Origin of the sequence: Variovorax beijingensis (genome assembly GCF_003951285.1) — a bacterium.
In the GTDB taxonomy this organism is placed as follows: Bacteria; Pseudomonadota; Gammaproteobacteria; order Burkholderiales; family Burkholderiaceae_C; genus Variovorax; species Variovorax beijingensis.
The window spans coordinates 35,490-58,862 of sequence record NZ_RXFQ01000018.1 but is presented as its reverse complement, the minus strand read 5'-3'; the positions used below and the strand labels follow the sequence as shown (position 1 = coordinate 58,862).

Annotated in this window: 22 protein-coding genes; 4 read left to right on the top strand and 18 right to left on the bottom strand. The window is 69.4% G+C overall.

The features are described from left to right. The first annotated feature begins 80 nt into the window (after positions 1-80). Both EJO66_RS25455 and EJO66_RS25450 read left to right on the top strand, forming a co-directional pair. Positions 81-1,310, top strand: coding sequence for a CaiB/BaiF CoA transferase family protein (locus EJO66_RS25455; protein ID WP_125966465.1), 1,230 nt, complete (start codon positions 81-83; stop codon positions 1,308-1,310). After that, positions 1,310-1,927, top strand: coding sequence for a glutathione S-transferase family protein (locus EJO66_RS25450; protein WP_125966464.1), 618 nt, complete (start codon positions 1,310-1,312; stop codon positions 1,925-1,927). The genes EJO66_RS25455 and EJO66_RS25450 overlap by 1 nt, the downstream gene beginning before the upstream one ends. 5 nt (positions 1,928-1,932) lie before the next feature. Here the strand turns inward: EJO66_RS25450 and EJO66_RS25445 are convergent, their stop codons facing one another. The 4 genes from EJO66_RS25445 to EJO66_RS25430 all read right to left on the bottom strand — a co-directional run bounded on the left by EJO66_RS25445 (position 1,933) and on the right by EJO66_RS25430 (position 5,356). After that, positions 1,933-2,757, bottom strand: coding sequence for an amidohydrolase family protein (locus EJO66_RS25445; protein ID WP_125966463.1), 825 nt, complete (start codon positions 2,755-2,757; stop codon positions 1,933-1,935). Beyond that, positions 2,754-3,329: a carboxymuconolactone decarboxylase family protein gene (locus EJO66_RS25440; protein ID WP_124960644.1), complete on the bottom strand. Its 576-nt coding sequence runs from the start codon at positions 3,327-3,329 to the stop codon at positions 2,754-2,756. Before EJO66_RS25440 ends, EJO66_RS25445 begins: the two co-directional genes overlap by 4 nt. A gap of 25 nt (positions 3,330-3,354) precedes the next feature. Next, complete coding sequence (locus tag EJO66_RS25435; RefSeq protein ID WP_125966462.1) at positions 3,355-4,236, bottom strand: alpha/beta fold hydrolase; 882 nt, start codon at positions 4,234-4,236, stop codon at positions 3,355-3,357. A gap of 148 nt (positions 4,237-4,384) precedes the next feature. Beyond that, positions 4,385-5,356, bottom strand: coding sequence for a LysR family transcriptional regulator (locus EJO66_RS25430; protein WP_124960642.1), 972 nt, complete (start codon positions 5,354-5,356; stop codon positions 4,385-4,387). 194 nt (positions 5,357-5,550) lie between these two features. On the opposite strand from EJO66_RS25430, the gene EJO66_RS25425 reads away from it, so the two are divergent. Together EJO66_RS25425 and EJO66_RS25420 are read left to right on the top strand one after the other, a co-directional pair. Further along, positions 5,551-6,231, top strand: a complete 681-nt coding sequence (locus EJO66_RS25425; protein ID WP_124960641.1) for a Crp/Fnr family transcriptional regulator — start codon at positions 5,551-5,553, stop codon at positions 6,229-6,231. A gap of 166 nt (positions 6,232-6,397) precedes the next feature. Continuing rightward, positions 6,398-8,038: a tannase/feruloyl esterase family alpha/beta hydrolase gene (locus EJO66_RS25420; protein ID WP_125966461.1), complete on the top strand. Its 1,641-nt coding sequence runs from the start codon at positions 6,398-6,400 to the stop codon at positions 8,036-8,038. Here EJO66_RS25420 and EJO66_RS25415 read toward each other — a convergent pair. The 14 genes from EJO66_RS25415 to EJO66_RS25350 form a co-directional block, all read right to left on the bottom strand. Then, entirely contained in the window at positions 8,020-9,042 is a 1,023-nt protein-coding gene (locus EJO66_RS25415; RefSeq protein WP_240648770.1) for a branched-chain amino acid ABC transporter permease, read from the bottom strand. The two genes, EJO66_RS25420 and EJO66_RS25415, sit on opposite strands and share 19 nt — an antisense overlap. A 14-nt stretch (positions 9,043-9,056) precedes the next feature. Continuing rightward, positions 9,057-9,929, bottom strand: coding sequence for a branched-chain amino acid ABC transporter permease (locus EJO66_RS25410; protein WP_124960638.1), 873 nt, complete (start codon positions 9,927-9,929; stop codon positions 9,057-9,059). Then, a complete protein-coding gene (locus EJO66_RS25405; RefSeq protein ID WP_124960637.1) occupies positions 9,922-10,638 on the bottom strand; it encodes an ABC transporter ATP-binding protein in 717 nt (238 codons plus the stop codon). The genes EJO66_RS25410 and EJO66_RS25405 overlap by 8 nt, the downstream gene beginning before the upstream one ends. After that, positions 10,635-11,354 (bottom strand): ABC transporter ATP-binding protein, encoded by a 720-nt coding sequence (locus EJO66_RS25400; protein ID WP_124960636.1) that lies wholly within the window; start codon positions 11,352-11,354, stop codon positions 10,635-10,637. The genes EJO66_RS25405 and EJO66_RS25400 overlap by 4 nt, the downstream gene beginning before the upstream one ends. Before the next feature lie 8 nt (positions 11,355-11,362). After that, entirely contained in the window at positions 11,363-12,616 is a 1,254-nt protein-coding gene (locus tag EJO66_RS25395; RefSeq protein ID WP_125966459.1) for an ABC transporter substrate-binding protein, read from the bottom strand. A gap of 55 nt (positions 12,617-12,671) precedes the next feature. Then, positions 12,672-13,739: a maleylacetate reductase gene (locus tag EJO66_RS25390; RefSeq protein WP_125966458.1), complete on the bottom strand. Its 1,068-nt coding sequence runs from the start codon at positions 13,737-13,739 to the stop codon at positions 12,672-12,674. A 20-nt stretch (positions 13,740-13,759) separates the two neighbouring features. Continuing rightward, positions 13,760-14,737 (bottom strand): tripartite tricarboxylate transporter substrate binding protein, encoded by a 978-nt coding sequence (locus EJO66_RS25385; RefSeq protein ID WP_240648767.1) that lies wholly within the window; start codon positions 14,735-14,737, stop codon positions 13,760-13,762. A gap of 32 nt (positions 14,738-14,769) precedes the next feature. After that, complete coding sequence (locus EJO66_RS25380; protein WP_124960672.1) at positions 14,770-16,233, bottom strand: aldehyde dehydrogenase family protein; 1,464 nt, start codon at positions 16,231-16,233, stop codon at positions 14,770-14,772. Positions 16,234-16,364: 131 nt separating this feature from the next. Beyond that, positions 16,365-17,372, bottom strand: a complete 1,008-nt coding sequence (locus EJO66_RS25375; RefSeq protein ID WP_125966456.1) for a hydroxyquinol 1,2-dioxygenase — start codon at positions 17,370-17,372, stop codon at positions 16,365-16,367. A 23-nt stretch (positions 17,373-17,395) separates the two neighbouring features. Then, positions 17,396-17,905, bottom strand: coding sequence for a cupin domain-containing protein (locus EJO66_RS25370; protein WP_125966455.1), 510 nt, complete (start codon positions 17,903-17,905; stop codon positions 17,396-17,398). Between the two features lie 157 nt (positions 17,906-18,062). Next, positions 18,063-19,013: a LysR family transcriptional regulator gene (locus EJO66_RS25365; RefSeq protein WP_124960630.1), complete on the bottom strand. Its 951-nt coding sequence runs from the start codon at positions 19,011-19,013 to the stop codon at positions 18,063-18,065. Positions 19,014-19,101: 88 nt separating this feature from the next. Then, positions 19,102-20,439: an MmgE/PrpD family protein gene (locus tag EJO66_RS25360; RefSeq protein WP_125966454.1), complete on the bottom strand. Its 1,338-nt coding sequence runs from the start codon at positions 20,437-20,439 to the stop codon at positions 19,102-19,104. Between the two features lie 29 nt (positions 20,440-20,468). Next, complete coding sequence (locus EJO66_RS25355; RefSeq protein WP_125966453.1) at positions 20,469-22,562, bottom strand: acetate--CoA ligase family protein; 2,094 nt, start codon at positions 22,560-22,562, stop codon at positions 20,469-20,471. Then, positions 22,559-23,365 carry an enoyl-CoA hydratase/isomerase family protein gene (locus EJO66_RS25350; protein WP_125966452.1) on the bottom strand — a complete coding sequence of 269 codons (807 nt, stop codon included), beginning with the start codon at positions 23,363-23,365 and terminating at the stop codon, positions 22,559-22,561. The genes EJO66_RS25355 and EJO66_RS25350 overlap by 4 nt, the downstream gene beginning before the upstream one ends. Positions 23,366-23,373: the final 8 nt, after the last annotated feature.

Below are 23,373 nucleotides of genomic sequence, written 5' to 3'. Positions count from 1 at the left end.
CGCATCACAGCCTTGCGGGCCCGCCTCTAGCCCGCGGCCGGACCGGATTCCAGAATTCATCCAACACAAGGAGAATCCGAATGAGCACGACCAAGGGGCCGCTGTCGCACGTCAAGGTGCTGGACCTCAGCCGCATCCTCGCCGCACCCTGGGCCAGCCAGATCCTCGCCGACCTGGGCGCAGAAGTGATCAAGGTCGAGCGGCCCGGCACGGGCGACGACACGCGAACCTGGGGACCTCCGTTCCTGAAGGATGCCGAAGGCAAGGATACGAAGGAGGCGGGCTACTATCTGGCCGTCAACCGCGGCAAGCGCTCGATCACCGTGAGCCTGGACAAGCCGGAGGGCCAGAAGATCATCAAGGAACTCGCCATGCGGGCCGACATCGTGCTCGAGAACTACAAGGCCGGCACGCTGGCGCGCCATGGCCTGGACGAGGCCTCGCTGCGCAGGATCAACCCGCGCCTCATCTACTGCTCGGTCACGGGCTTCGGCCAGACGGGCCCCCGGCGCGACCAGCCCGCCTACGACTTCCTGATCCAGGCAATGGGAGGCCTGATGAGCGTCACCGGCGAGAAGGACGGCCGCCCCGGCGGCGGGCCGCAGAAGGTCGGCATCCCGATCGTCGACCTGATGACCGGCATGTACACCGCGGTCGCCGTGCTTGCCGCCCTCGCGCGCCGCAATGAAACCGGCGTGGGCGACGCCATCGACATCGCGATGCTCGACGTGCAGGTGGCGACGCTTTCCAACCAGGCGATGAACTACCTGGTGTCGGGCCGGGTGCCGCAGCGCAACGGCAACGCGCATCCGAACATCCAGCCGCAGGACGTGTATGGCTGCGCCGACGGCGACGTGATCCTCGTGGTCGGCAACGACGCCCAGTTCGCCCGGCTCTGCGAAGTGTTCGGGCGAGGCGACTGGGCCGCGGACGAGCGCTTTGCGACCAACGCCCAGCGGGTCCGCAACATCGGTGAGCTGTCCGCGATGCTGCGCGATGTTTTTGCAACCTGGGAGCGCGGGCAGCTGATTGCCGCGCTCGACAAGGCCGGCGTGCCCTGCGGTCCGATCAACACGGTCGCCGATGTGTTCGAGGAGCCCCAGGTCAAGGCGCGCGGGATGCTGCGCCATGTGCCTCATCCGAGCGGCGTCGACGCACCGCAGGTGGCGAGCCCGATGCGCTTTGCGGAGGCTGCGCTGCAAACGCAGGCCGCACCGCCGCTGCTGGGCCAGCACAGCGACGACATCCTGTCCGAACTGGGCTACAGCGCGGCCGGCATCCACGCGCTGCGCGAGGCCGGAGCGATCTGATGGCCGCCGCGATGAAGCTGCACTGGTCGCCCAAGTCGCCCTATGTGCGCAAGGTGATGATCTGCGCCCACGAGCTCGGCCTGCTGTCCCGGCTCGAGCTGGTGCGCTCGGTCGCTGCGATGCGCACGCCCAATCCGGCCCTCATGGCGGACAACCCGCTGTCGAAGATCCCGACCCTGGTGCGCGAGGATGGCTCGGCGCTGTTCGATTCGGCCGTGATCTGCGAATACCTGAACGAGCTGGCCGGCGGATCGCTGTTCCCGCCGCAGGGCGAGGCGCGCTGGCAGGCGCTGCGCTGGCACGCTTTCGGCGACGGGCTGCTCGACGCGCTGATCCTGTGGCGCAACGAGCGCGAACGCGAGGTGCCGCTGCAGGCGCTGCTCGATGCGTTCGAGCTCAAGACCCGCGCCTCGCTGCAGATGCTCGACCATGAAGCGGCTGCCTTGCGCGAGGCGCCGTTCTCGATCGGCCAGCTGGCGCTCGGCTGCGCGCTCGGCTATCTCGACTACCGTTTCGATGCGCTCGGATGGCGCAGCTCGGCGCCGGCGCTTGCGAGCTGGTTCGAGACGCTGCGCGCGCGGCCCTCCTTCGCCGCGACCGAGCCGGCGGAAGGCTGAGCACCTCAGCGGTAGAGCACCGCCGGATTGGCCTCCAGCACCTGCCGGACGACTTCGTCGTTGCCGGCCCAGTCCTTGAACATCGCGAGCAGCGCGGCCGTGTCCGGGCTCGGCGCCACGCGCAGATGCGGCCAGTCGCTGCCCCACACGAGGCGCTCGGGGTTGGCCTCGATCATCTTCTGCTGGAACGCACGGCCGGCCTGCCAGTCGGGCGCATCCAGCAGATTGCGGTAGGCGCACAGCTTGACCCATGTGCGGCCCGAGGCCAGCAGTTCGAGCAGCACGCGAAAGCCGGGCGCGTCGACGCCGGCTGCCACGTCGAAGCCGCCCATGTGGTCGATCACGACCGGCACCGGCAGCGCCTTCAGTTCGGCGGCGATGCCGGGCAGGGCCTGGACGTCGGTCCACAGCTCGGCGTGCAGGCCGGCATCGGCCAGGGCCGGGGCCAGCGCGCGCAGGTCGTCGAAGGAAGCGCTGCCCGCAAAGTTGCTGCCGGCGCCGCTGCGGTGGCTGAAGCGCGCGCCGCGCACGCCCTTGCCGTGCAGGCCGCTCAGCGCCAATCGGCTGCCCGGCTGCACGACGACCACGCCACGCAGGTTGGCGTGGGCCGCCAGCGCATGCAGCAGCAGCGAGTGGTCTTCGCCATAGGCGCTCGGATGCACCAGCACGCCGTGGCCCAGGCCGAGGCGGGCCAGCAGCGCCAGGTACTGCGGCGCCACGGCCTCGGGCGGGGTGTAGCTGCGCTCGGGCGCCAGCGGAAAGCGGTGGTAGGGGCCGAACAGGTGGGCGTGGCAGTCCCATCCGGCCGGTGCGTGCGGCGCGGCGTTCATTCGGCAAGCGCCGCGTGCTGCGGCAGGGCAAAGGCCGGCACCACGCCTTCGGGCAGCGGAATCTCGTGGCAGTTGAGCGTCATCGCGACCATGGTGTAGTAGCCGACCAGCGCCGTCAGCTCCACCACGGTGCGCGCGCCAAGGCGCACCAGTGCCATGTTGTACGTGGCATCCGAGACCGAGTTGTGGCGGTTGAGTTCGACGGCGTAGCGGTAGACGGCGGCATCGTCCGCCGACAGGCCGGGCGGCTCGCTGCCGGCCAGGATGGCTTCGATGACGGGCTGCTCGATGCCCGCCTTCTCGGCCTCCGCGCGGTGCGCATACCACTCGAAGGGCGAGTTGCAGGCGCGTCCGGTGACCAGGATCGCGATCTCCGACAGCCGCGGCGGCAGGCTTGTGCCGTAGCGCAGCAGCGCGCCGAGCGCCTGCCACTTGTCGGCCAGCTCCGGGTTGTGCAGCGCGGCCCGCAGCGGGCCCTGGATCCTGCCGCGCGGGCCGGAGACGATCCTGTCGTGGACCGCGCGCTGCTCGGGGCTCATGGTGTCGGTCGGAAAAAGAGGTATGCGTGGCATGGGTGCTTCCTTGAAGGGGTACGGTTCAGGGCGGCAGCGTGCCGATCCAGTCGGCAATCGCCTGGGCCACCGCCGCCGGCTGTTCGGGGATCAGTGCATGGCTGGCGCGCGGCACGATCTTCACCTGCACCTTGTCGCCCAGCACGTCCTTGAGTTCGTTGCGCGTGGCCGGCGGGCGCCACGGGTCCTCGGCGCCTTGCAGATCGAGGATCGGCGCGTTGCTCACCGGCCACCATACCTCCTTGGCCGGCGTGCGGCCGGCGCGGCTGTAGACCTCGCGCAAGGCCGGATGCCAGCCCTCGAGCCAGGGCGTGGGGTCGTTGCCGGGCGCGAAGAAGCCTTCGCGCAGGCCGCGCAGCCGCGTGTCGCGCGCCTGGGCCGGATCGCTGGCGACCGCGAGCGACCGGGGCACGCCGGGCGGGAAGGTACGCGCCGCGCCGGCCGCGACAACCACGCCGCGCACGAGGCCCGGATGGTCGAGGTCCGCGACCCGCGCCACGAAGTGGCCATAGGCGTGGCCGACCAGCACGGCGCGGCCGCCGCCGAGTTGCCGCACCGTCGTCGCGACGTCGCCGGCAAGCACATGCAACGTGAGATCGTTCATCGGCCCGGCCGATGCGCCCATGCCGCGTGGCTGCGGACGCAGCACCCTGAAGCCGAAGGCGGCCAGGCGTTCGGCAAGGTCGTCGAAATCTTCCGAATCGCGCTGCGAGGACGGCAGCAGCACCAGGGCAGGCCCCTGGCCCTCGACGATGACATCGATGCGGACGGCGCCTTCGCTCAGCAGCACGCGCCGGCGCGCGGTGGGCGCCGGTGCGAAAGGCGCGCAGGCGCCCACTGCGAAGGCGCCGGCCAGCGCGCCCAGGGCGGTGCGGCGCCGGCACGATGCGGGCAGATCAAATGGCATGGCCTGTGGTCTCCTCGGCCGCTCGCCTCCAGCCCTCCACGCGGGGCTGCGGCGCGGCCTGTGCATGGAGGGTAGGCCAGGATGCGCGTGCGACCTATGCCCCGGCAAGGAAGGCTGGTATGCACGCCAGCGCACGGCCGGTGGTTCTTCAGGCGCTCTCCGCGCCCGGGCGCCAGAGCCCCTGCCGCGTGCTTTCTTCCACCGCCTGCACGATCTGCGCGGCCACGGACTGGACCGCCTTGCCGGGCCCCTTGCTGCGCGCGAGGATCATCGAGACGATGCGCTGCAGGCCGGGCGAGACGATCTTCGCCGCCTGCAGGCGTCCCTCCTTCACCTCAGCCCAGACCGCGTGCAGCGGCAGCACCGTGTAGAGCCGCTCCTGCGCCACGACCGAACGCATCAGCGGCAGCGAGTCGGCTTCGAGCACGGGCGACAGGGCGATGTGCTGCTGGCGGGCAAGCGCGTCGAGCGCGCTGCGCAGTCCGTTGGGTGCGCTCGGAAGGATGAACGGGAGCCCGTCGAGTGCGCTGAAGGGCAGCTCCGGCTTGGCGGTCAGGCGGTCGCCCGCGGCGCCGACCAGGTAGCTGTCCACCGTGGCGAGCGCCTGCTCCTGCTCCGGCAGCGCGGCGCCGTAGCGATAGAGGATGGCGATGTCCACCCGCGCGTCCGCCAGCCACTCTTCCACCTGCCCGCTCGATCCCTCGAGGATCTTGAGCTGGATGCCGGGATGGCGCGCCTGCAGCCGATTGAACAGCTTGCCGACGATCGGATTGGTGACCGAAGGCAGCGAGCCGATGGTGACGCGGCCGGCCGGCTCGCGCGCCTCGCCGCGAATCTCCAGCTGGAGCTGCTCGGCATCCGAGAGCAGCGCCTTGACATGCGGAAAGAGCCGCTGGCCCACCTCCGACAGCTGCACGCCGCGGCCCGTGCGATTGAACAGGCGCGCGTTGCATTCGCGTTCCAGGGCGTTGAGGTGGCGGCTCAGCAGCGACTGGCTGCTGTCCAGGAACAGCGCGGCGCGCGTCAGGCTTCCCAGTTCGGCAATGGCGAGGAAGGCGCGCCACTTTTGCAGGTCCGAGGCAATGTCGAGCTGGATGTTCGTGGCTTTGCTGGGCTGCATCTCGGCATTCTGCCTTTGCCTGCCCGCCCCAGGGTTTGTCCCGACGATGCAGGAACGCAAATGTCGTCCGCGCTACAAACTCCACAAGCCCCTGTGCCATAGGATTCGCCAGCCCAAGGAAATTCGCCATGCGCGCTCGATCCGGTTTGTTCTTCGCCCGCGCCGAGGCCTCCAACCCATTACGGCGCTGACGCATGCTGCCCCTCAAGGATCTCAACGCCTTCTTCGAGCGCTGCATCTGGCCGCGCGCGCTGACGCAGGCCGAGCGAACGAAGGCGTTCGAAGCCCTGTACGTTCGCCGCCATGAAGCGCACTCCTATGTATGCCAGCGCGACGAGATCGCCGACAGCTGGATCGGCGTGCTGGAAGGTTTTCTGCGTGTGCAGGACACCACGGTGGACGGCCGCCTGATCATGTTCACCGGGGTTGCGTCCAGCGGATGGATCGGCGAGGGATCGCTGCTCAAGCCCGAGCAGCGCAGGTACGAGGTCATGGCGACGCGGCCCACCGTCACGGTGCATCTGCCGAGGGCCACGTTCTCCTGGCTGCTCGATCGAAGCATTCCGTTCAACCACTTCATGCTCTCCCATCTGAACGAGCGCCTCGGGCAGTTCATCGCCATGGTGAAGTTCGACCGGCTGCTCGAACCGACGGCGCGCGTGGCGCGGGGGATCTCCAGCCTCTTCCATCCGGTGCTCTATCCGAACACCGACTCCACGCTGCGGATCAACCAGGAAGAGATCGGTTCGCTCGTCGGCATCTCGCGCCAGCGCGTCAACGCCGCGCTGACCGAACTGGAAACCGCCGGCCTCATCCGGCGGGGCTACGGCTACATCACGGTGATGGATCGGCAGGCACTTGCCAGGTATCCCTGACCCGCCTGCCGTGCATCGAAGGAAACCGAAGGGTTTCTCCTTAGAAATCAGTGACCCGAATGTCCGTCCCGGAACAGTTGCCCGAGGTCTCGCCTTTCAGAATCGTGCAGGCATCGCTCCATGTCGTTGCGGTGCAGAGGCTGACAACCGACAAAGGAATCGAGACATGCACTTCTTCTCCTCCTCCAAGGATTCACGGGCCCGCACCAAGCTCCACGCCGTTGCCGTGGCTGCTGCCGGCGCAGCGATGCTGGCGGCTTGCGGCGGCGGCTCCGATCACCACGGCGCGGTCCCTGTGCTGCTTCCGGTCCCGCCTGCCGCGCAGCCCGAAACCCCGCCACCCGCACCGGCCGTGACGGCCCAAAAGGCCTGCGGCGAGCTGAACGGAAAAACCGTGGCGGGCGCTGCGCTCACGGCCGCCATGCAGGACGCGGCCGCCAGCGTGCCCGCCCACTGCAAGGTCACCGGCACGATCGCGCCGGCGCTCAACTTCCAGGTCTCCCTGCCGGAGGCATGGAACGGAAAGCTCTACTACCAGGGCGGCGGCGGCTACAACGGCGCGATCTCGCCGCCTTCGGTGCCGGCACTGGACCAGGGCTACGCCGTGGTCGCAAGCGACTCGGGACACCAGGGCAATGTCCTGAGCGCGGACTTCGCGTTGACCGACACTTTTGCCGCCCAGCTGTTCGGCAGCCTCTCGGTGCCCACCGTGATGTCGACGGCGACCGAGACCCTGGCGGCGGCCTATGGGGCCCTGCCGGCCAAGTCGTACTTCGAAGGCTGCTCGAACGGCGGCCGCGAAGCCTTGATGGCGGTGCAGCGCTCGCCGAACCTCTTCGATGGCGTGATCGCGCGCGCCCCTGCCTACAACTGGGTCGGTTTCATGGGCGCGTTCAACCGGAACTCCAGGGCACTGGCCGCGCCCGGCGGTGCCTTCAGCGCCGCGAAGACGGCCCTCCTGAGCAAGCATGTGCGGGACGCCTGCGATGGGCTCGACGGGCTTGTCGACGGCGTGGTGTCGAACCAGGCCGCCTGCACGCCGGCGCTCGCCGACGTGGCCGTCCTTCGCTGCGCCGGGGGAACCGACACCGGCGACACGTGCCTGTCGGACGCGCAGCTCGACGTGGTCGCGTCCTGGACCACGCAGGCCGCCTTCACGGGCAGCCCCACCTTCCGCAACGCGGGCTGGAACCTGACAGGCAACGAGGACGATCCCGGCGCCTGGAGGACCTGGGTCACGGGCGACGGCAATGTCTCCACGGCGCTGCAGTTCCTGTTCCAGGACACGACGGTCAAGAACTACCTGGCCCGCGACAGGACCGCGGACTCGCTGGCCTACACGCCCTGGGACCAGAACCAGAATGCCCTCTATGCCATGGCCGCGCTCAATGACGCGACCAACGCCGACATCCGCCCGTTCATCCACAGCGGCGGCAAGCTGATCCTGTGGCACGGCGGGAATGATTCCGCGCTCAGCGCGAGATCGACCGTCGAGTACCACGGAAACATGCGAAGCGCCATCGGCGCCGCAACCGCGGACGCATCGACGCGCTTTTATGTCGCGCCGGGCGTGAACCACTGCGCCGGAGGACCGGGCGCCGATTCATCGGATCTGCTGACGGCCCTGGACCAGTGGGTGACCAGGAGCGAGGCACCTGCCACGCTGCTCGCGCAGAAGCGCGATGCGCAAGGCGCGGTGCTGCTGAGCCGGCCGCTGTGCCAGTACCCGCAATATCCGCGCTACACCGGCCCGGCCAACGATGCGGAGGCTTCGAAGCTGGCTGCCAACTACGCCTGCAGCTCCTGAGTCGATTGCGGCGCAGCCAGCAGCCGCCGCTGCGTCGGGAACAGGGACCAGGCCCAGCGCTGCTGCGCCCAGCCCCACAGCCCCTGCTTGAAGAAGAGCGTGACACCGATGGCCAGCAGCCCGAGCCCGAGCAGGTACCAGGTGCCATAGTCGCTGAAGAACTTGTTCAGGGCCCAGAAGACGAGTGCACCCACCAGCGGCCCCTCGATGCGGCCGATGCCGCCGATCACCACCATGAAGATGGCGAACGCCGTCCAGTTGACGCTGAAGGCCGCGTCGGGGCTGATGCGCAGGTTGCCGACGAAGTACAGCGCGCCCGCGAGCCCCGCACCGAAGGCCGCGACCACGTACACCGCAAGCTTCATGCGCGCCACCGGAATGCCCTGCGACTCCGCGGCCACCTCGTTGTCGCGGATCGCCAGCAGCGCGAGCCCGCGCTTGCTGCGCAGGAACAGGTAGACCAGCGCAATGGCCGCGGCCACGCAGGCCAGCGCCATCCAGTAGGTGGTTCTTTCGCGCGTGGCGCGCTCGATGCCGCGCAGCGCCGTGAGCGTGGTGCCCGAGCCGCCGCCCACTGCCGACACGTTGGCGAAGCTCAGGCGGAACACCTCGGCGATCACCCAGGTGCCGATGGCGAAGTAGCCGCCCGACAGACGGAACGCGACGAAGGACACGGGCACGGCGATGAGCCCGGCCGCCAGCGCGCCCAGCGGCACCGCCACGAAGGGGTTGATGTCCGCGAAGTTGCCGAGCATCAGCATCACGTAGCCGCCGAAGCCGAAGAAGGCCTGCTGCCCGATGCTCACCATGCCGCCATAGCCCGCGAGCAGGTTCCACATCATCGCGAAGATGAAGTAGCAGGCGATCTCGACGAACTCTCGCATCCAGCTCGGCTCGCCCCAGAAGGGCAGGCTGGCGGCGATCAGCACGAGCGCGATGCCGAAAGCGAGCGCGACACGGCTCGCGGCGGTGGCGCGCTCGACGGCGATGAGTGGTGGGGGCATGTTCGTCATCCGCTTCATCCACGTGTCTTCGGAAAAAGGCCTTGCGGCCGCAGCACCAGCACGATCAGGAACACGATGTGGCCGAACCAGATGCCCCAGCCCGGATCGAGCCGGAAGCCGATCTGCTGCGTGATGCCCAGGATCATCGCGCCGGACAGCGTGCCCCAGAACGAGCCCATGCCGCCGATGATCACGGCCTCGAAGGCGAACAGCAGCAGCAGCGGACCGTCCGACGGCGACACCGTGGTGCGCATGCCCTGCAGCGCACCGGCAATGGCGATCAGCACGAAGGCGATGGCGGTCGCGAATGCGTAGACCTTCTTCGCGTCCAGGCCCATGAGTTCTGCGATCTCGCGGTCGTCGGACACTGCGCGGAAGGAGCGGCCCAGCGCCGTGCGCGCGAAGAGCCATTGCAGCGCGGCGGTCGCAACGAGCGCGACGGCCAGCACGATCAGCGGCAGCACGCCGAGCGAGAGCGTGTCGCCCAGCGCCACGCCCTGCGTGCTGAGCCCGCCGGTCTCGATGGCGCGCGGGTCGGCCGAGAACAGTTCGAGCAGCAGGTTCTGGATGACGATCGACAAGCCGAAGGTGACGACGAGCGAGGGCAGCGGGTCCTTGCCGAGCGTGCCGTTGAGCACGTAGCGCTGCAGCGCATAGCCGAACACGAAGGCCACGGGCAGCACCGCGAGCGCGACCATGGCAACGAGCCCCGGCGTGGCATCGCCCGCCACCGACACACCCGCGATGACGGCGAAGGCGCCGAGGATGATGAAGTCGCCCTGCGCCGTGTTGGTGAGCCGCATGACGCCGAACATCAGCGACTGGCCGAGCGCGAACAGCGTGTAGAGGCCGCCGAGCAGCACGCCCTGGATGACGGTCTCAAGCATGGGCGGCCTCGATGCCGAAGTAGGCCTGCGAGATCTGCTCGCGCGTGAGTTCGCCCGACTTTCCTTCGAGCGACACGCGGCCTTCCTGGAAGCAGTAGATGCGCTGCGAGACCTGCCGCGCCATCGTCACGTCCTGCTCGACGATGACGACGGTCATGCCCTCGCCCGTGATGGTGGGCATGGCCGCATAGATCTCGCGAATGACAATGGGCGCGAGGCCGAGCGAGAGTTCGTCGCACAGCAGCACCTCGGGGTTGCTCATGAGCGCGCGGCCGAGCGCGACCATCTGCTGCTGGCCGCCGGACAGCGAGGTGCCGGGCGCATGGCGCTTCTCGGCGAGGATGGGAAACAGGGCGTACAGGCGCTGCAGGCTCCACGGACCCTTGCGGGCCGCGGTGGCGCCCATGAGCAGGTTCTCCTCGACGCTCAGGCTCGGAAAGAGGCGGCGGCCCTCCGGAACCATGGCAAGGCCACGCCGCACGATCTCGCCGGGAGGAAGCCCGCCGACAGGTTCGCCCTTGAATCGAATCGCGTCGCGCGGCGCACGCACCAGGCCGGCGAGGCTCTTGAGGAAGGTGGATTTGCCCGCGCCGTTGGCGCCGATGATGGCGACGAGCTCGCCGGCGGCCAGCGAGAAGTCGATGCCGAACAGGGCCTGGGCGTCGCCGTAGAAGGCCTTCAATGCGCGGGTTTCGAGCAGGGCGTTCATGCTTCCATCCCCATGTACACCCGACGCACCTCGGCATCGTTCATCACCGCGAGGGGCGCCCCTTCCGCCAGCTTCTGCCCGAAGTTGATGACGAACAGCCGGTCCGCCAGCGACAGCAGCGCATGCACCACGTGCTCGATCCAGATCATGGTCACGCCGCGCGCCTTGATGCGCTTGAGTTCCGCCACCAGCACCGCGGCCTCGGGCTCGGTGAGCCCGCCCGCGATCTCGTCGAGCAGCAGCAGGCGCGGCTTCGTCGCGAGTGCACGCGCGAGCTCCAGCCGCTTGCGGTCGAGCAGCGTGAGCCCGCCCGCCGGCTTGTTCGCATGCGGCATCAGCCCCGTCTGCGCCAGCACCTCCTGCGCCGTGCGCCACGCCTCGCGCTCGGTCTGCTGCCCGCCGAAGCAGGCCGCGGTCACGAGGTTCTCGAACACGCTCATGTTGCCGAAGGGCTGCGGCACCTGGTAGCTGCGCCCGATGCCTGCATGGCAGCGCTGGTGCGGCTTGAGCCGCGTCACATCGCGCCCCGCGTATTCCACGCGCCCCGCATCGACGCGCGCGTCGCCCGAGATCAGGTTGAACAGCGTGGTCTTGCCCGCGCCGTTGGGGCCGAGAATGCCCAGCGTCTCGCCCTCGGCCACTTCGAGCGAGATGCCGTCGGTGACCCGCAGCGCACCGTACGACTTGCTCACCGCATGCAATGCCAGCAATGCCATGGCGTTCTTCAGAGCAGCCGCAACGCGCCGCCGGCGGGAATGCCCTTGGCCGCTTCGTTGTTCACGATGCCGAGCTCGTACCTGTACTTCTTGCCCTTGCCCCACTGGCCAAGCACCAGCGGCGTCTTGCTGACGTTCCTGAACGGGCCCTGCCCGCCCCACTTCACCGGACCGACCACGGAATCGATGGAGGTCGATGCGACCGCATCGCGCACGTCGGTCGCCTTCAGCGACTTCGACCGCGACAGGGCATTGGCCGCCACCTCGAACAGCGCATGCGCGAAACCGATGGGCTGCGTCCACTGCTTCTTCGCGCCGGCCTCGTAGGCCTCGGCCAGCGCCTTCGCGCTTTGCCGGGTGAGGCTCGACGTGAACGGATGCGACGGACTCCACCACACCTCGGTCGACAGGCCGTCGCCCAGGTCGCCCAGCGCCTCGATCGCGCCGGGGAACAGCAGCGCCTTGCCCAGCGTGATCACCTTGGGCCGGAAGCCCTGCTGCCGCGCCTGTGTGAGGAAGGTCTTGGCATCGGGCGGGATCACCACGCCGGTGACGATCTCGACGTTGTCGCGCTTGAAGGCGGCGATCTGCGCGCTGAAGTCCTGCGTGCCGTTCTGGAAGCGGCCGGGGTCGGTGAGCGTGAAGCCCATCTGCGCGAGCGGCTTCGGAAAGCCCAGCTCCCTGTCACCCCAGGCGTTGCCGTCGCCGTCGTTGGGGAACAGGCCGCCGACCTTCCTGTTGGTGGCCACGGTCTTCCAGCCGCTGGTGAAGTTGGCGATGACGTCCTCCAGCCCCCAGAACAGGTGGTAGGTCCAGTCGAAGCCCTTCGCGGGATCGCCCTTGCGGCCGAAGAACCAGGGCTGCCACGGCACCACGCTGGAGATGCACGGCACTTCGTTGAGTTCGCAGGCGTCGCTCACCGGGTTGGCGGTCTCGGGCGTGCCGGCGGTGAGCACGAGCGCGACCTTGTCCTTCAGGATCAGGTCGTTGGCGACCTCGCCCGCGCGGTTGGGGTTCGACTGGCTGTCCTTGAGCACGATCTGCACGGCGTATTTCCTGCCGCCGACGGCAAGGCCGTCCTTGAAGGCGGCCTTCATCTGCTCGATCACCCACTTGTCGGCCTCGCCGAAGGGCGCGAGCGGCCCGGTCTGGGGCGACACGTAGCCGATCTTGAGCGTGTCGGCGGCGAACACCCGTGGCGTGGCGCCCGTGGCGGCAAGTGCGGCGGCGGCCTGCGTGAACTGTCTGCGGTTGAATGTCATGGCTGTCTCCTTCGTTGTTCGTCTGTGTCTGTGCCTGCCCGTGCGTGCGCCGCGTCTATCCCGGCGGCTCGCCGTCGAAGGCGCGCTGCAGCAGTGCGCGGATCTCGCCGCGTTCGGCCGGGCCGAAGGGCCGCGGGTTCCAGTACGGGTTGGCGACGGCGATGTCGGCCGCGCGGTCGAGGTCGGCGGCGCGCATGCCGATGTCCTTGAGCGCCACCGGCGCGCCGTTGCCCTGCGCCAGCGCGTAGACCGCCGCCGGCGCCGACACACCGCCGAGTGCGCGCGCGATGCGCGCCATGGCGCGCGGCGCGGCCTGCGCGTTGAATGCGAGCGCGTGCGGCAGCACCACCGTGTGCACTTCGGCATGCGGCAGGTTGAAGCTGCCGCCCAGCGTGTGGCACAGCTTGTGGTGCAGGGCCATGCCCACCGCGCCGAGCACGCTGCCGCAGAGCCAGGCGCCGTAGAGCGCGTCCGAGCGCGCGGCCAGGTCGTCGGGCTGCACGCGGATCGCCGGCAGCGCGCGCGCCAGCGCGGCGATGCCCTCCTCGGCCATCAGGTCCATCACCGGATTGCCGTCCTGCGCGTAGAGGCCTTCGGCCGCGTGCGCGATGGCGTTGATGCCGCTGGTCACGCTCAGGCCCACGGGCAGCGTGCGCGACAGCTCGGGGTCGTAGATCACGGTGCGCGGCAGCACCCGCGGGTCCTTGCCGGTCTTCTTCAGGCCGTTCTCGGTGAGGCCGTAGATCGGCGTCATCTCGCTGCCCGCGTAGGTGGTGGGAATCGCGACGATCGGCAGCCCGGACTCCAGCGCGATGGCCTTGCCCAGCCCGGTGGTGGAGCCGCCGCCGAGCGCCACGGCGCAGTCGGCGCCGAGCCGGCGCGCCAGCTCGCGCGCCTCGCGCGCGGTCTCGACGGGCACATGCATCACGGCGCGGTCGAACAGGCCGGCCGCCTGCGTGCCGAGCGAGGCCGCCACGCGCTCGGCCTGCGGCCGCTGCTCGGGCGTGCAGAGCACCAGCGCCCTCTTCGCGCCCAGTGCATCGATCTCGCGCGCCAGGTGGCGCAGCGAACCGGCGCCGAACACCACGCGCTGCGGATGGGTGGTGTGGGTGAAGTCGTGCATGGCGCGCTCCTGCCGTCCGTCTATTCCAGGCTCAGGCGGCGCTCGCGCACCAGGCGGGCCCACTTGTCCTGCTCGGTGCGCAGCACGGCGGCGAACTGCTCGGGCGTGTTGGCGATGCCCGTCAGGCCCTGTTCGCGCAGCCGCTGCTGGAAGGCCGGCTCGGTCACCGCCTTGCGCACCTCGGCCTGCAGCCGGTCGACCACGGCGCGCGGCGTGCCGGCCGGGGCGAGCAGGCCGACCCAGGAGTTCACCTCGAAGCCCGGATAGCCGCTCTCGGCCACGGTCGGCACCTCGGCATAGGCGGGCGCGCGCTGGGCGCCGGTCTGCGCCAGGGCGCGCAGCCGGCCGGCGTTGACGTGCGGCTGGGCCAGCACGGCCGAAAGGAACATCATCTCGACCTGTCCGCCCAGCAGGTCCTGCTGGGCCGGGCCGCCGCCGCGGTAGGGAATGTGCGTGACGAAGGTGCCGCTCACGGCCTTGAAGTATTCGGCCGTGAGATGGTTGCTCGACCCGGGGCCGACGCTGGCGTAGTTGAGGCCGCCCGGCTGCGCCTTGAGCAGGCCGACGAAGCGCTGGAAATCCTTGGCCTGCACCTTCGGGTTGACCACCAGCACCAGCGGGTTGCTCGCGACCTGGGTCACGGGCTGCAGGTCCTTCGCGATGTCGAAGCTCAGCTTCGGATAGACCAGCGGATAGGTGGCGTAGTTGTCGAACACCATCAGCAGCGTGTGGCCGTCGGGTGCCGCGCGCGCCACCTCGGCCGCCGCCAGCGTGCCGCCGGCGCCGCTGCGGTTGTCGACGATCACGGTCTGGCCGAGCGCGGCCTGCAGGCGCGGCTGCAGCTGGCGCGCGACGGTGTCGACGATGCCGCCCGGCGGGAAGCCCACGACCAGCCGCACGGGCTTGGCGGGCCAGGCCGACGCCTGGGCCTGGGCCGCGGCGCCGAGCAGCAGCAGCATGCAGGCGGCCAGCGCCCGGGAAAGGATCGGAAAGGACATCGTGTGCATCCGGTGGGTTGAAAGGAAAGAAGTCAGCGCACGAAGTGCGGCGGGATCTGCGCGTCGACGTTGACCCACACGCTCTTGACCTGCGTGTATTCGCGCATCGCGTCGAAGCCCATCTCGCGGCCGTAGCCGCTCTGGCCCACGCCGCCGAAGGGCGAGCCGGGGTTCACGCGCTTGTAGCTGTTGATCCAGACCATGCCGGCGTGCAGGTCGCGCGCCACCTTGTGGGCGCGCTGCAGGTCGCGGGTCCACAGGCCGCTGCCCAGGCCGTAGTCGGTGCCGTTGGCGATCTGCATCGCCTCCTCGTCGCTCTTGAAGGTGAGCACGGTGACGAAGGGGCCGAACACCTCCTCCTGCGCCACGCGGTCCTGGTACGACCGGGCGTGCACCACGGTCGGCTGCACATAACAGCCCTGCGCCAGGTCGCCGCCGGGCGAGCCGCCGCCCGCCAGCACTTCGCCGCCCTGCGCCTGCGCGACCTCGACGTAGCTCAGCACGCGGTCGCGGTGCTGGGCGCTGGTGAGCGGGCCCATCTCGGTCTGCTCGTCGAGCGGATTGCCCAGGCGGATCGATCTGGCGAGCGGAATGAACTGTTCGAGGAAAGCGTCGGCGATCTTCTCGTGCAGCATCAGCCGCGAGCCCGCGATGCAGGCCTGCCCCTGGTTGTGGAAGATGGCCCAGGCGCTGCCGTTCACGGCGGCCTGCAGGTTCGCATCCTCGAACACGATGTTGGGGCCCTTGCCGCCCAGCTCGAGCTGCACCTTCTTGAGGTTGCCGGCGCTCGCCTGCACGATGCGCCGGCCGGTGGCGGTGCTGCCGGTGAAGGCGATCTTGGCGATCTCGGGGTGCTCGGCGATGTACTGGCCCGCCACGCTGCCCAGGCCCGGCAGCATGTTGACCACGCCCGGCGGCAAGCCGGCCTCGGCCATCAGCTCGGCGATGCGCAGCGAGCTGAGCGGCGTGATCTCGGCCGGCTTCATCACGATGCAGTTGCCGGCCGCGAGCGCGGGCGCCATCTTCCAGCTCGTGAACATGAGCGGGAAGTTCCACGGCACCACCTGCCCGACGATGCCGACCGGCTCGCGCAGCGTGTAGTTGAGGAAGCCCTCTTCCACCGGAATCGTCTCGCCCTGGAACTTGTCGGCCATGCCGCCGAAGTAGCGAAAGCACGCGGCGGTGCGAGGCACGTCGAGGCGGCGCGAATCGCGGATCGGGTGGCCGGTGTCGAGCGACTCGAGCCGCGCGAGCTCTTCGCCGTTGGCCTCGATCAGGTCGGCGAGCTTCAGCAGGATGCGGCCGCGGTCGGCGGCGGCCATGCGGCGCCACGCCGGGAACGCACGCTTGGCGGCGGCCACGGCCTTGTCGACATCGGCCTTGCCGGCCAGCGCGACATGGGCGATGGGCGTGTTGTCGTGCGGGTTGAGCGTGGCCAGGGTCTCGCCGGATTCGGCGTCGACGAAGCGGCCGTCGATGAAGAGCTGGTGGCGGATGGAAGAAAAAGGCATGGGCATTCCTCTCCCTCCCCTTTCGGGGAGGGTTGGGGTGGGGGCATCTTCGAAGAGGGCGCGGGCTCGGAGAGTCCCCACCCCGGCCCTCCCCGGAAGGGGAGGGAGAAGTCAGTTCAGAACTCGACCGGAATCTCGGGGCTCTCGCCCTTCTGGATCTCGTAGACCAGGCTCGGCGAGCCGTTCTCCCACACCAGCAGCATCGAGCGCTTCGGGCTGAAGCCCTGGTGGCGGCAGTACGCGGGCATGGCGGCCATGTCGCCGGCCTTCATGATCACGCGGGCCATGGGACGGCCGGTGTTCTTGTCGCCGCAGTCCCAGTGGATCTCGTCGGTCATCTGGAAGAACCACTCGACGCGGTCGTTGCCGTGGATGATCGGCAGGATGTGCTCCTCGGTCGTCGGACACATGTAGCTGTGCTTGACCACCGAGGTGAAGCTCGGGTTCCACGTCACCTGCGAGCGGCTCAGGAAGCCGAAGAGGTTGAAGGCGTGCACCTCGTTCTCGAAGCCGGGCTCGGGGTGCAGCTCGGGCTGCGCCTGGGGCACGTCGGCGAAGGCGCGGTTGACCGGTGCGCCGCGCGCGTCGCTGCGCAAATCGAGGTCGCCCTTCAGGCCCACGCAGCGCTTGGCCAGCTCGCGTGCCCGCGTGATCTTGGCGGTGTTGTTGCCGCTCTTGCGACCATAGGGCGAGCCGGTTTCCTGCGGCGCGGCGAAGGGGTCGAAGCTCTCGTTGGTCCAGTCGTCGAGCATGGCCTCGAAGGTGGCGCGGATCTGCGCCGTGGGGAAGTTCTCGAGCAGGTCGATGCCCGCGTCCTTCATCGTGCCGTTGAAGCTGCCGGCGTACAGGTCGACCGAGTCGTAGTGGTTGATGGTGCCGAACACGTCGTCGAAGTTGACCCAGCCGTAGAAGAAGCCCCAGGCCACGTCGCGCATCAGCGCACGCAGGTAGCTGCCGGCGTCCATGGTGTGGCTCATGGGGCGTCCGTCGCGCGTCTTCCAGGTGATGTGGGCGAAGTACTCGTCCCGGCGGAAGCCGAAGCTGCCGAGCGAAAAATCCTTGTAGCCGAGCGTGGCGCCGGGCTGCGACGCGATGACCTTGGCGAGTTCTGCGGGTGCGTTCATGGTGTGGCTCCTGGATGGCTTGTTCAGTGCGTCTGGCAGATGTCGGCCCACTTCTCCACGGAGAGGTCGCCCTTGCAGGTCTGCAGCACGATCACGCCCGGGTCGCCGGCGACGCGGAACTGGTAGGCCGCGTTCTTCGGCAGCAGGCCCTGGTGGCCGCGCGAGAGCTTCATCCAGCCCATCTTCCTGCCCTTGGGCTCGCCCTGCACGAGCACGGCGCCGTTCTTCTCGGTGTCGGCCACCGTCTGGGCCGCATCGAGCTGCACGAGGTGCACCTCGACCTCGCCGTCCATCACCAGCGCGAATTCGTCGTGCGCGCTGGTGTACCAGGGCGAGGTGCCCTCGGCGCGCAGCGTCTCCAGCACGTAGATCTGGTTCTGGCCGAACACGACCTTCTCGTAGGGCCGGCTGATGCTGGCGATCTCGAAGCAGTTGGAGAACGCGTAGTGGCGCACGTCGTCGTCGATCGGCTCGACGTGGCCCTTCTCGAAGTGCTTGAGCGACCCGAAGCGGGTCTGGTAGGCAACGGTCATGGATGTCTCCTCTGGTGCGGGGCGATGCAGCGTGACGCTGCGATGTACGCACTGTAGGAAACGCGCGGCACCGGCGGTAGGCCCGAAACGCGGGCCGCATTGTTCGGCAAATCCGTTCAATGCGCAGGGTTTACCCCTGGAACAGGCCGCGCTCGCCTCAGGCGTCCCAGATCAGGCCGGGCGGCAGCAGGCCCCGTTCGATCATGGCCGCGTCCCATGGCGGCACCCTGGAGAAGGCGTGGGTCAGGTGCTCGATGAAGAGCCGCAGCTTGAACGCATTGCGCGAGGTGCCCGCATACACCGCGCTCAGCGAGAACGACGAGAGCTGGTGCGCCGGCAGCACCACTTCCAGGTCGCCGCGCAGGATCGCCTCGCCGGCCACCAGCGTCGGCAGGCAGACGATGCCGGCATGCTCCATGGCGTATTCGCGCAGCAGGTGGACGCTGTTCGTGAGCAGCGCGGCGCTCATGTACATCGTCACCTGCTCGCCGCCGTGGTGGAAGGTCCAGCGGTCGCGCGTCGGGTAGCCCGAGTACAGGCCCAGCGTGTGCTTGTGCAGCTCGCGCGGGCTCGCGGGCCTGCCGTGCGCGCGCAGGTAGTCGGGCGTGGCGCAGAACACCCGGCGCACCGGAAACAGCGGCCGCGAGACCAGCTCGGTCGACGCCGCCGGAAAGATCTGCAGCGCGCAGTCCACCCCCGCCTTCACCGGATCGACCACCGCATCGCTCACGATGAGTTCGAGGTGGATGTCGGGAAAGCTCGACTGGAAGGCCCGCAGCAGCGTGGCGAAATGGCCGAGCACGAAGCCGGTGAGCGCATGCACGCGCAAGGTGCCGGTGGGCCCGTCCTTGGCATCGCGCATCTGGTCCAGGATGTCGTTGGCGCGGCCGACCAGCTCGACGCAGTCGCGCAGGAAGGCCTGCCCGACATCGCTGAGCCGCACCACGCGCGTGCTGCGGTGGAACAGCGGCGCGCCGACGTGGTCTTCCAGCTGCTTCACGCGGCTGGTCACCACGGATTTCGACAGTCGCAGCTGGCGCGCGGCCTCGGCGAAGCTCTGGGTCTGCGCGACCCGTACGAAGGTCTCAATGTTTTCGAGGCGGTCCATGGCGCATGCAATGTAGCGCTTCTGCGGCGAGGCCGGCGCCTTCGTCCCATGCGTGCAAGCGCGGCGGGGCCCGTGCGCAAGTACGGACTCAGGCGCCCAGTCCCTGCAGGTCGCCAGCCTGGTCCAGGCCCCACAGGCGCTGCAGCAGCCCCTGTGCGCGCCCGGCGCCGATCACCGGCGACGCCAGTTCCAGGAACTTGTCCTCCAGTTCGGCGTCCGACAGCGGCAGCTCGGGATCGCCCTTGCGGTCGGGCTGCAGCCAGGCGTGGCGACGGCCGTCGGCGGTCTCGATCTCCACGCGGGCCGAGCGGCGGCCCGGAAAAGCCGCATCGAGCTGCGGATCGACCACGGCCGTGATGCGGGCCATCATGGCGCGCGTGTCGGCATCGGCCAGCCGCTCGGGCGTGTAGGCCGTCAAGCGCACACTGCCATGCACCAGTGCCGTGGCCACGACGAAGCGCAGGCTGAAGCGGGCTTCGTTCACGGTGCGCGGATCTTCGTAGCAGGCGATGTCGAGCGCGGGGCCGTAGGTCGCCACGTGGACATGGCGGATGTCCGACGCGCGCAGGCCGTGCCGGCGCACCAGTTCGAGGGCGCCGTCGATGGCGGCAAAGGTGTGGCCGCAGCCGACGTGGTTCTTGAAAGTCAGCCGCGTGATGTGGAAGTCGCGCCCCAGCGTGTCGCCCACCTTCGACCAGTCCGGCCCGTCGCCCATGGCGCGGCCGAAGCCGGCTTCGCCGTCGAGCACGTCCAGCGAGCCCGTCACGCCCCGCGCCGCCAGCTGGGCGGCGAGCACGCCGCTCTCCGCGGCGCGGCCCGCATGCAGCGGCTTGGACATCGAGTCCATGCGGAAGGCCTGTTGCAGGCCGGCAGCGAAGGTCGCGGCCGTGGCCAGCGCATGGGCGAAGGACTCCCCTTGCAGTCCCAGCAGTCCCGCAGCGGCGCTGGCGGCCCCGAAGGTGCCCACCGTGCCCGTGTTGTGCCAGTGGCGGTAGTGCGGCCGCCCCATCACCACGCCGATGCGGGTCGAGACCTCGTAGCCGAGCACCACGCCGCGCAGGAAGTCCAGGCCGCTCGCGCGGCCGTCCTGTGCGATCGCCAGCGCCGCCGCCACGGTGGCCGCACCCGGGTGGTACATGGCCTCGCGGAAGCTGTCATCCACCTCGGCTGCATGGGCTGCCGTGCCGTTGAGCAGTGCGGCGGCGCGAGGCGCCGCGCAACGGCCGTCGGGCAGGCGCGCACGGCCGCGGTCCAGATCGTCCGCCAGCAGGGCGCGAAGCTGCGGCATCGGCGCCACCGACAGGCCCGGGAACAGCGCGGCGTACCAGTCGATCACGGCGCGTTTCGCGTGATGCAGTACTTCGTCATCCAGCCGGGCCTGGCGGAATTCGGTGGCATGGCCGGCAAACACTTCAGTGGCATGCATGACAGGTCCGATCAATTCAGCTTCAACATTCAGGCAAGCACGACGACGCCGTCAGCGGCACGCACGCCCTGCCCCTTCGGCAACACGAAAACCGGATTGATCTCGGCCTCGAGCAGGCGCTCGCCGAGCCGCGCCACCATGTCCGAGAAGGCGACGATGGCATCGACCAGCGCCTCGACGTCGGCCTTGGGGCGACCACGGAAGCCGTCCAGCAGCGGCCAGGTCTTGAGCTCGCGCGCCATGGAGAGCGCATCCTCGCGGCCCAGGCCGCCCTGGAGCGGCAGCAGCCGCATCGTGGTGTCCTTGAGCAATTCGGCCGTGATGCCGCCCATGCCCAGCAGGATGGCGGTTCCCAGCGGGTCGCGGTGCATGCCCAGGATCAGCTCGGTGCCGCCGCCCACCATTTCCTGCACCAGGAAGCGCCGGGGCCGCATGCCGGCCTTGCTCTCGACCTCCGAGGCCATCGCCTGCAGGCGCGCGCCCACCGTCTCGGCCGTCAGGTTCACCGCGACGCCGCCGACATCGCTCTTGTGCGTGATCTCGGCCGACAGGATCTTGAGCACGACGCGTCCGCCCAGTTCGCGCGCCGCGGCCTCGGCCTGGGCCGGCGTGGCCACCACCACCTCGCGCGCGCACGGTACGCCGAAGCGGGTGAACAGCTGCTTGGCCTGGGCTTCGTCCAGGGAGCCTGTCGGCAGGTCGTCGATGGGCACGGCGGCGACAGGCGCGCTGGACGGCCTGGGCTCTTGCCAGCGGCCGGCATTGAGCATGGCGCCCAGTGCGCTGGTGCAGCTCTCGGCCGCGGCAAAGGCGGGCACGCCGCGCTGCGTGAGCAAGGCCGCGACTTCGGGCGCGTGCGGGCTCACGTAGGCGATCACCGGCTTGTCCGAGCGGGGCAGGCAGTCCTGGATGGCGCCTGCCATCAGCTCCGGCATGGCCAGGCTGGACGAGCCGACGATGATCGCCAGCGCGTCGTAGCTGGGGCTCCCGAGCAGGATGTCGATGGCGCCGCGCAGCAGGTCGGGCTGCAGGCCCGCCAGGGTCACGTCGATGGGATTGCGGTCGAGCACCGCGTGATCGCCGGTCTGCAGCGCGCGCAAAGCTTCGGCCGTCGCAGCATCCGGCGCCGGCGTCTCGAATCCCTGCATGCCCAGGTCGTCCGACACCAGCGTGCCGGCGCCGCCCGTCGAGGTCAGGATGGCCACGCGCTTGCCGCGCAGCCTGCGGCCCGTGGCCAGTGCGACCGGAATGTCGAGCAGGTCGCCAAAGGTCTGGGCGCGAATCACGCCGACCTGCCTGAACAGCGCGTCGTACATGCGGTCGGCGCCCGCCAATGCACCGGTGTGCGACACGGCCGCCTTCGCGCCGGCTTCCGAGCGGCCGATCTTGAACGCGACGACCGGCTTGCCCGCGCGCGCCGCCTTCAGCGCGGCAGCGCGAAACTTCCCGGGATTGCGCACGCTCTCCACGTAGAGCGCGATGACCTTGGTGTCCGCGTCGTCAGCCAGATGATCGACAAAATCCGCCAGGTCCAGGTCCACTTCGTTGCTGGTCGAGATCAGCTTCGACAGGCCGATGCCGCGCGCCGCGGCGCGCGACAGCAGCGCACCGAGGATGCCCCCGCTCTGCGAGACCACGCCGATCCCGCCGACCGGAAAGTGCTCCATCTCGAGTGCCCCGCTGGCGGAGAGCACGATGTTGTCGCTCAGGTTGACAAGCCCGATCGTGTTGGGGCCGAGGATCCGCATGCGGCCGGCCGCCTCGACGAGCTGCTGCTGGCGGCGCGCGCCTTCCTCTCCGGTCTCCGTGTAGCCGCTGGCGAGCACGATCGCCGCAGCGGTCCCCTTGGCCGCGAGTTCGCGCACGGCCTGGTGCGCACGCTCGGCGCCCAGCAGCACGATGCCCACATCGGGCGTGCCGGGAATCGAGGCGATGTCCGGATAGCAGGCCAGTCCGCCGATGGCATCGACACGCGGATTGACCGGGTAGATCTCGCCCGTGAATCCGTGCTTGCGCAGGTAGGCCACGGGCCGGCCGGCCGTCTTGGCCGCATCGGCCGAAGCGCCGATCACCGCGACGCTGCGCGGCTTGAGCAGCCTGGCGATGGCGTTCATTTCGGTCATTTCGTCGTCCCGTTCTTCGTGCTGCCCTTGGCCAGGAAGGCCATCACCGACTCGCGATGCTCGGTGCTGGTGTAGCAGATGCCCTGCGCCTGGCTGCCCTGCGCGAACACCTGGTGCGCGGACAGCTCGAAGCTCTGGTTGAGGATCGTCTTGCCAAGGGCCAATGCGGTGGCCGAACCCTGGCTCATCTCGGCCGCCCAGCGTTGCGCATCGGCAACCAGGCTCCCGGCATCCGACCGGCGATCGGCAATGCCCAGGCGCAGGGCCTCTTCGAGCTCGACCTTGCGGCCGCTGAAGATCAGCTCCTTGGCCCTGGAGAGTCCGACCCGGCGCGGCAGGAAGTACATGCCGCCGCCATCGGGAACGATGCCGCGATGGATGTAGGACCAGGTGAAGCTCGCGGCATCCGAAGCGATGATGAAGTCGCAGGCCAGCGCCGTGTCGGCCCCCAGGCCCGAGGCGGCGCCATTGACGGCAGCGATCGTCGGCTTGGGCATGGTGTGCAGCAGCGATTGGGTGTGGTGCACGCGCTGCTGGCGGCTCCAGCCGTTGAAGCCGACCTCGCCCGCGGGCGCCTGCATCCGCCGTTCCATGCCGGCGACATCGCCGCCGGCGCAGAAACCCTTGCCGCGCCCGGTGAGCACCAATGCGCGGATCGCCTTGTCGTTGGCCACATGCTCCAGCGCGGCGATGAATTCAGTGCGCATGTCGTCGCTCATCGCGTTGCGCTTTTCGGGGCGGTTCAGCCACAAGGTGGCGATGCCGTCCGCGACTTCCAGTTCGATCAGGCTGCTGCTGTTCATTCGATTTC

Excerpts from the sequence above, each read along its gene's own strand:
- EJO66_RS25415 (WP_240648770.1), bottom strand. The coding sequence starts at position 9,042 with ATGCCCCCACCACTCATCGCCGTCGAGCGCGCCACCGCCGCGAGCCGT.
- EJO66_RS25405 (WP_124960637.1), bottom strand. The coding sequence starts at position 10,638 with ATGAACGCCCTGCTCGAAACCCGCGCATTGAAGGCCTTCTACGGCGAC.
- EJO66_RS25375 (WP_125966456.1), bottom strand. The coding sequence starts at position 17,372 with ATGAACGCACCCGCAGAACTCGCCAAGGTCATCGCGTCGCAGCCCGGC.
- EJO66_RS25370 (WP_125966455.1), bottom strand. The coding sequence starts at position 17,905 with ATGACCGTTGCCTACCAGACCCGCTTCGGGTCGCTCAAGCACTTCGAG.
- EJO66_RS25365 (WP_124960630.1), bottom strand. The coding sequence starts at position 19,013 with ATGGACCGCCTCGAAAACATTGAGACCTTCGTACGGGTCGCGCAGACC.
- EJO66_RS25435 (WP_125966462.1), bottom strand. The coding sequence starts at position 4,236 with ATGCCATTTGATCTGCCCGCATCGTGCCGGCGCCGCACCGCCCTGGGC.
- EJO66_RS25400 (WP_124960636.1), bottom strand. The coding sequence starts at position 11,354 with ATGGCATTGCTGGCATTGCATGCGGTGAGCAAGTCGTACGGTGCGCTG.
- EJO66_RS25445 (WP_125966463.1), bottom strand. The coding sequence starts at position 2,757 with ATGAACGCCGCGCCGCACGCACCGGCCGGATGGGACTGCCACGCCCAC.
- EJO66_RS25360 (WP_125966454.1), bottom strand. The coding sequence starts at position 20,439 with ATGCATGCCACTGAAGTGTTTGCCGGCCATGCCACCGAATTCCGCCAG.
- EJO66_RS25455 (WP_125966465.1), top strand. The coding sequence starts at position 81 with ATGAGCACGACCAAGGGGCCGCTGTCGCACGTCAAGGTGCTGGACCTC.
- EJO66_RS25385 (WP_240648767.1), bottom strand. The coding sequence starts at position 14,737 with ATGTCCTTTCCGATCCTTTCCCGGGCGCTGGCCGCCTGCATGCTGCTG.
- EJO66_RS25430 (WP_124960642.1), bottom strand. The coding sequence starts at position 5,356 with ATGCAGCCCAGCAAAGCCACGAACATCCAGCTCGACATTGCCTCGGAC.
- EJO66_RS25440 (WP_124960644.1), bottom strand. The coding sequence starts at position 3,329 with ATGCCACGCATACCTCTTTTTCCGACCGACACCATGAGCCCCGAGCAG.
- EJO66_RS25425 (WP_124960641.1), top strand. The coding sequence starts at position 5,551 with ATGCTGCCCCTCAAGGATCTCAACGCCTTCTTCGAGCGCTGCATCTGG.
- EJO66_RS25390 (WP_125966458.1), bottom strand. The coding sequence starts at position 13,739 with ATGCACGACTTCACCCACACCACCCATCCGCAGCGCGTGGTGTTCGGC.
- EJO66_RS25420 (WP_125966461.1), top strand. The coding sequence starts at position 6,398 with ATGCACTTCTTCTCCTCCTCCAAGGATTCACGGGCCCGCACCAAGCTC.
- EJO66_RS25350 (WP_125966452.1), bottom strand. The coding sequence starts at position 23,365 with ATGAACAGCAGCAGCCTGATCGAACTGGAAGTCGCGGACGGCATCGCC.
- EJO66_RS25395 (WP_125966459.1), bottom strand. The coding sequence starts at position 12,616 with ATGACATTCAACCGCAGACAGTTCACGCAGGCCGCCGCCGCACTTGCC.
- EJO66_RS25450 (WP_125966464.1), top strand. The coding sequence starts at position 1,310 with ATGGCCGCCGCGATGAAGCTGCACTGGTCGCCCAAGTCGCCCTATGTG.
- EJO66_RS25355 (WP_125966453.1), bottom strand. The coding sequence starts at position 22,562 with ATGACCGAAATGAACGCCATCGCCAGGCTGCTCAAGCCGCGCAGCGTC.
- EJO66_RS25410 (WP_124960638.1), bottom strand. The coding sequence starts at position 9,929 with ATGCTTGAGACCGTCATCCAGGGCGTGCTGCTCGGCGGCCTCTACACG.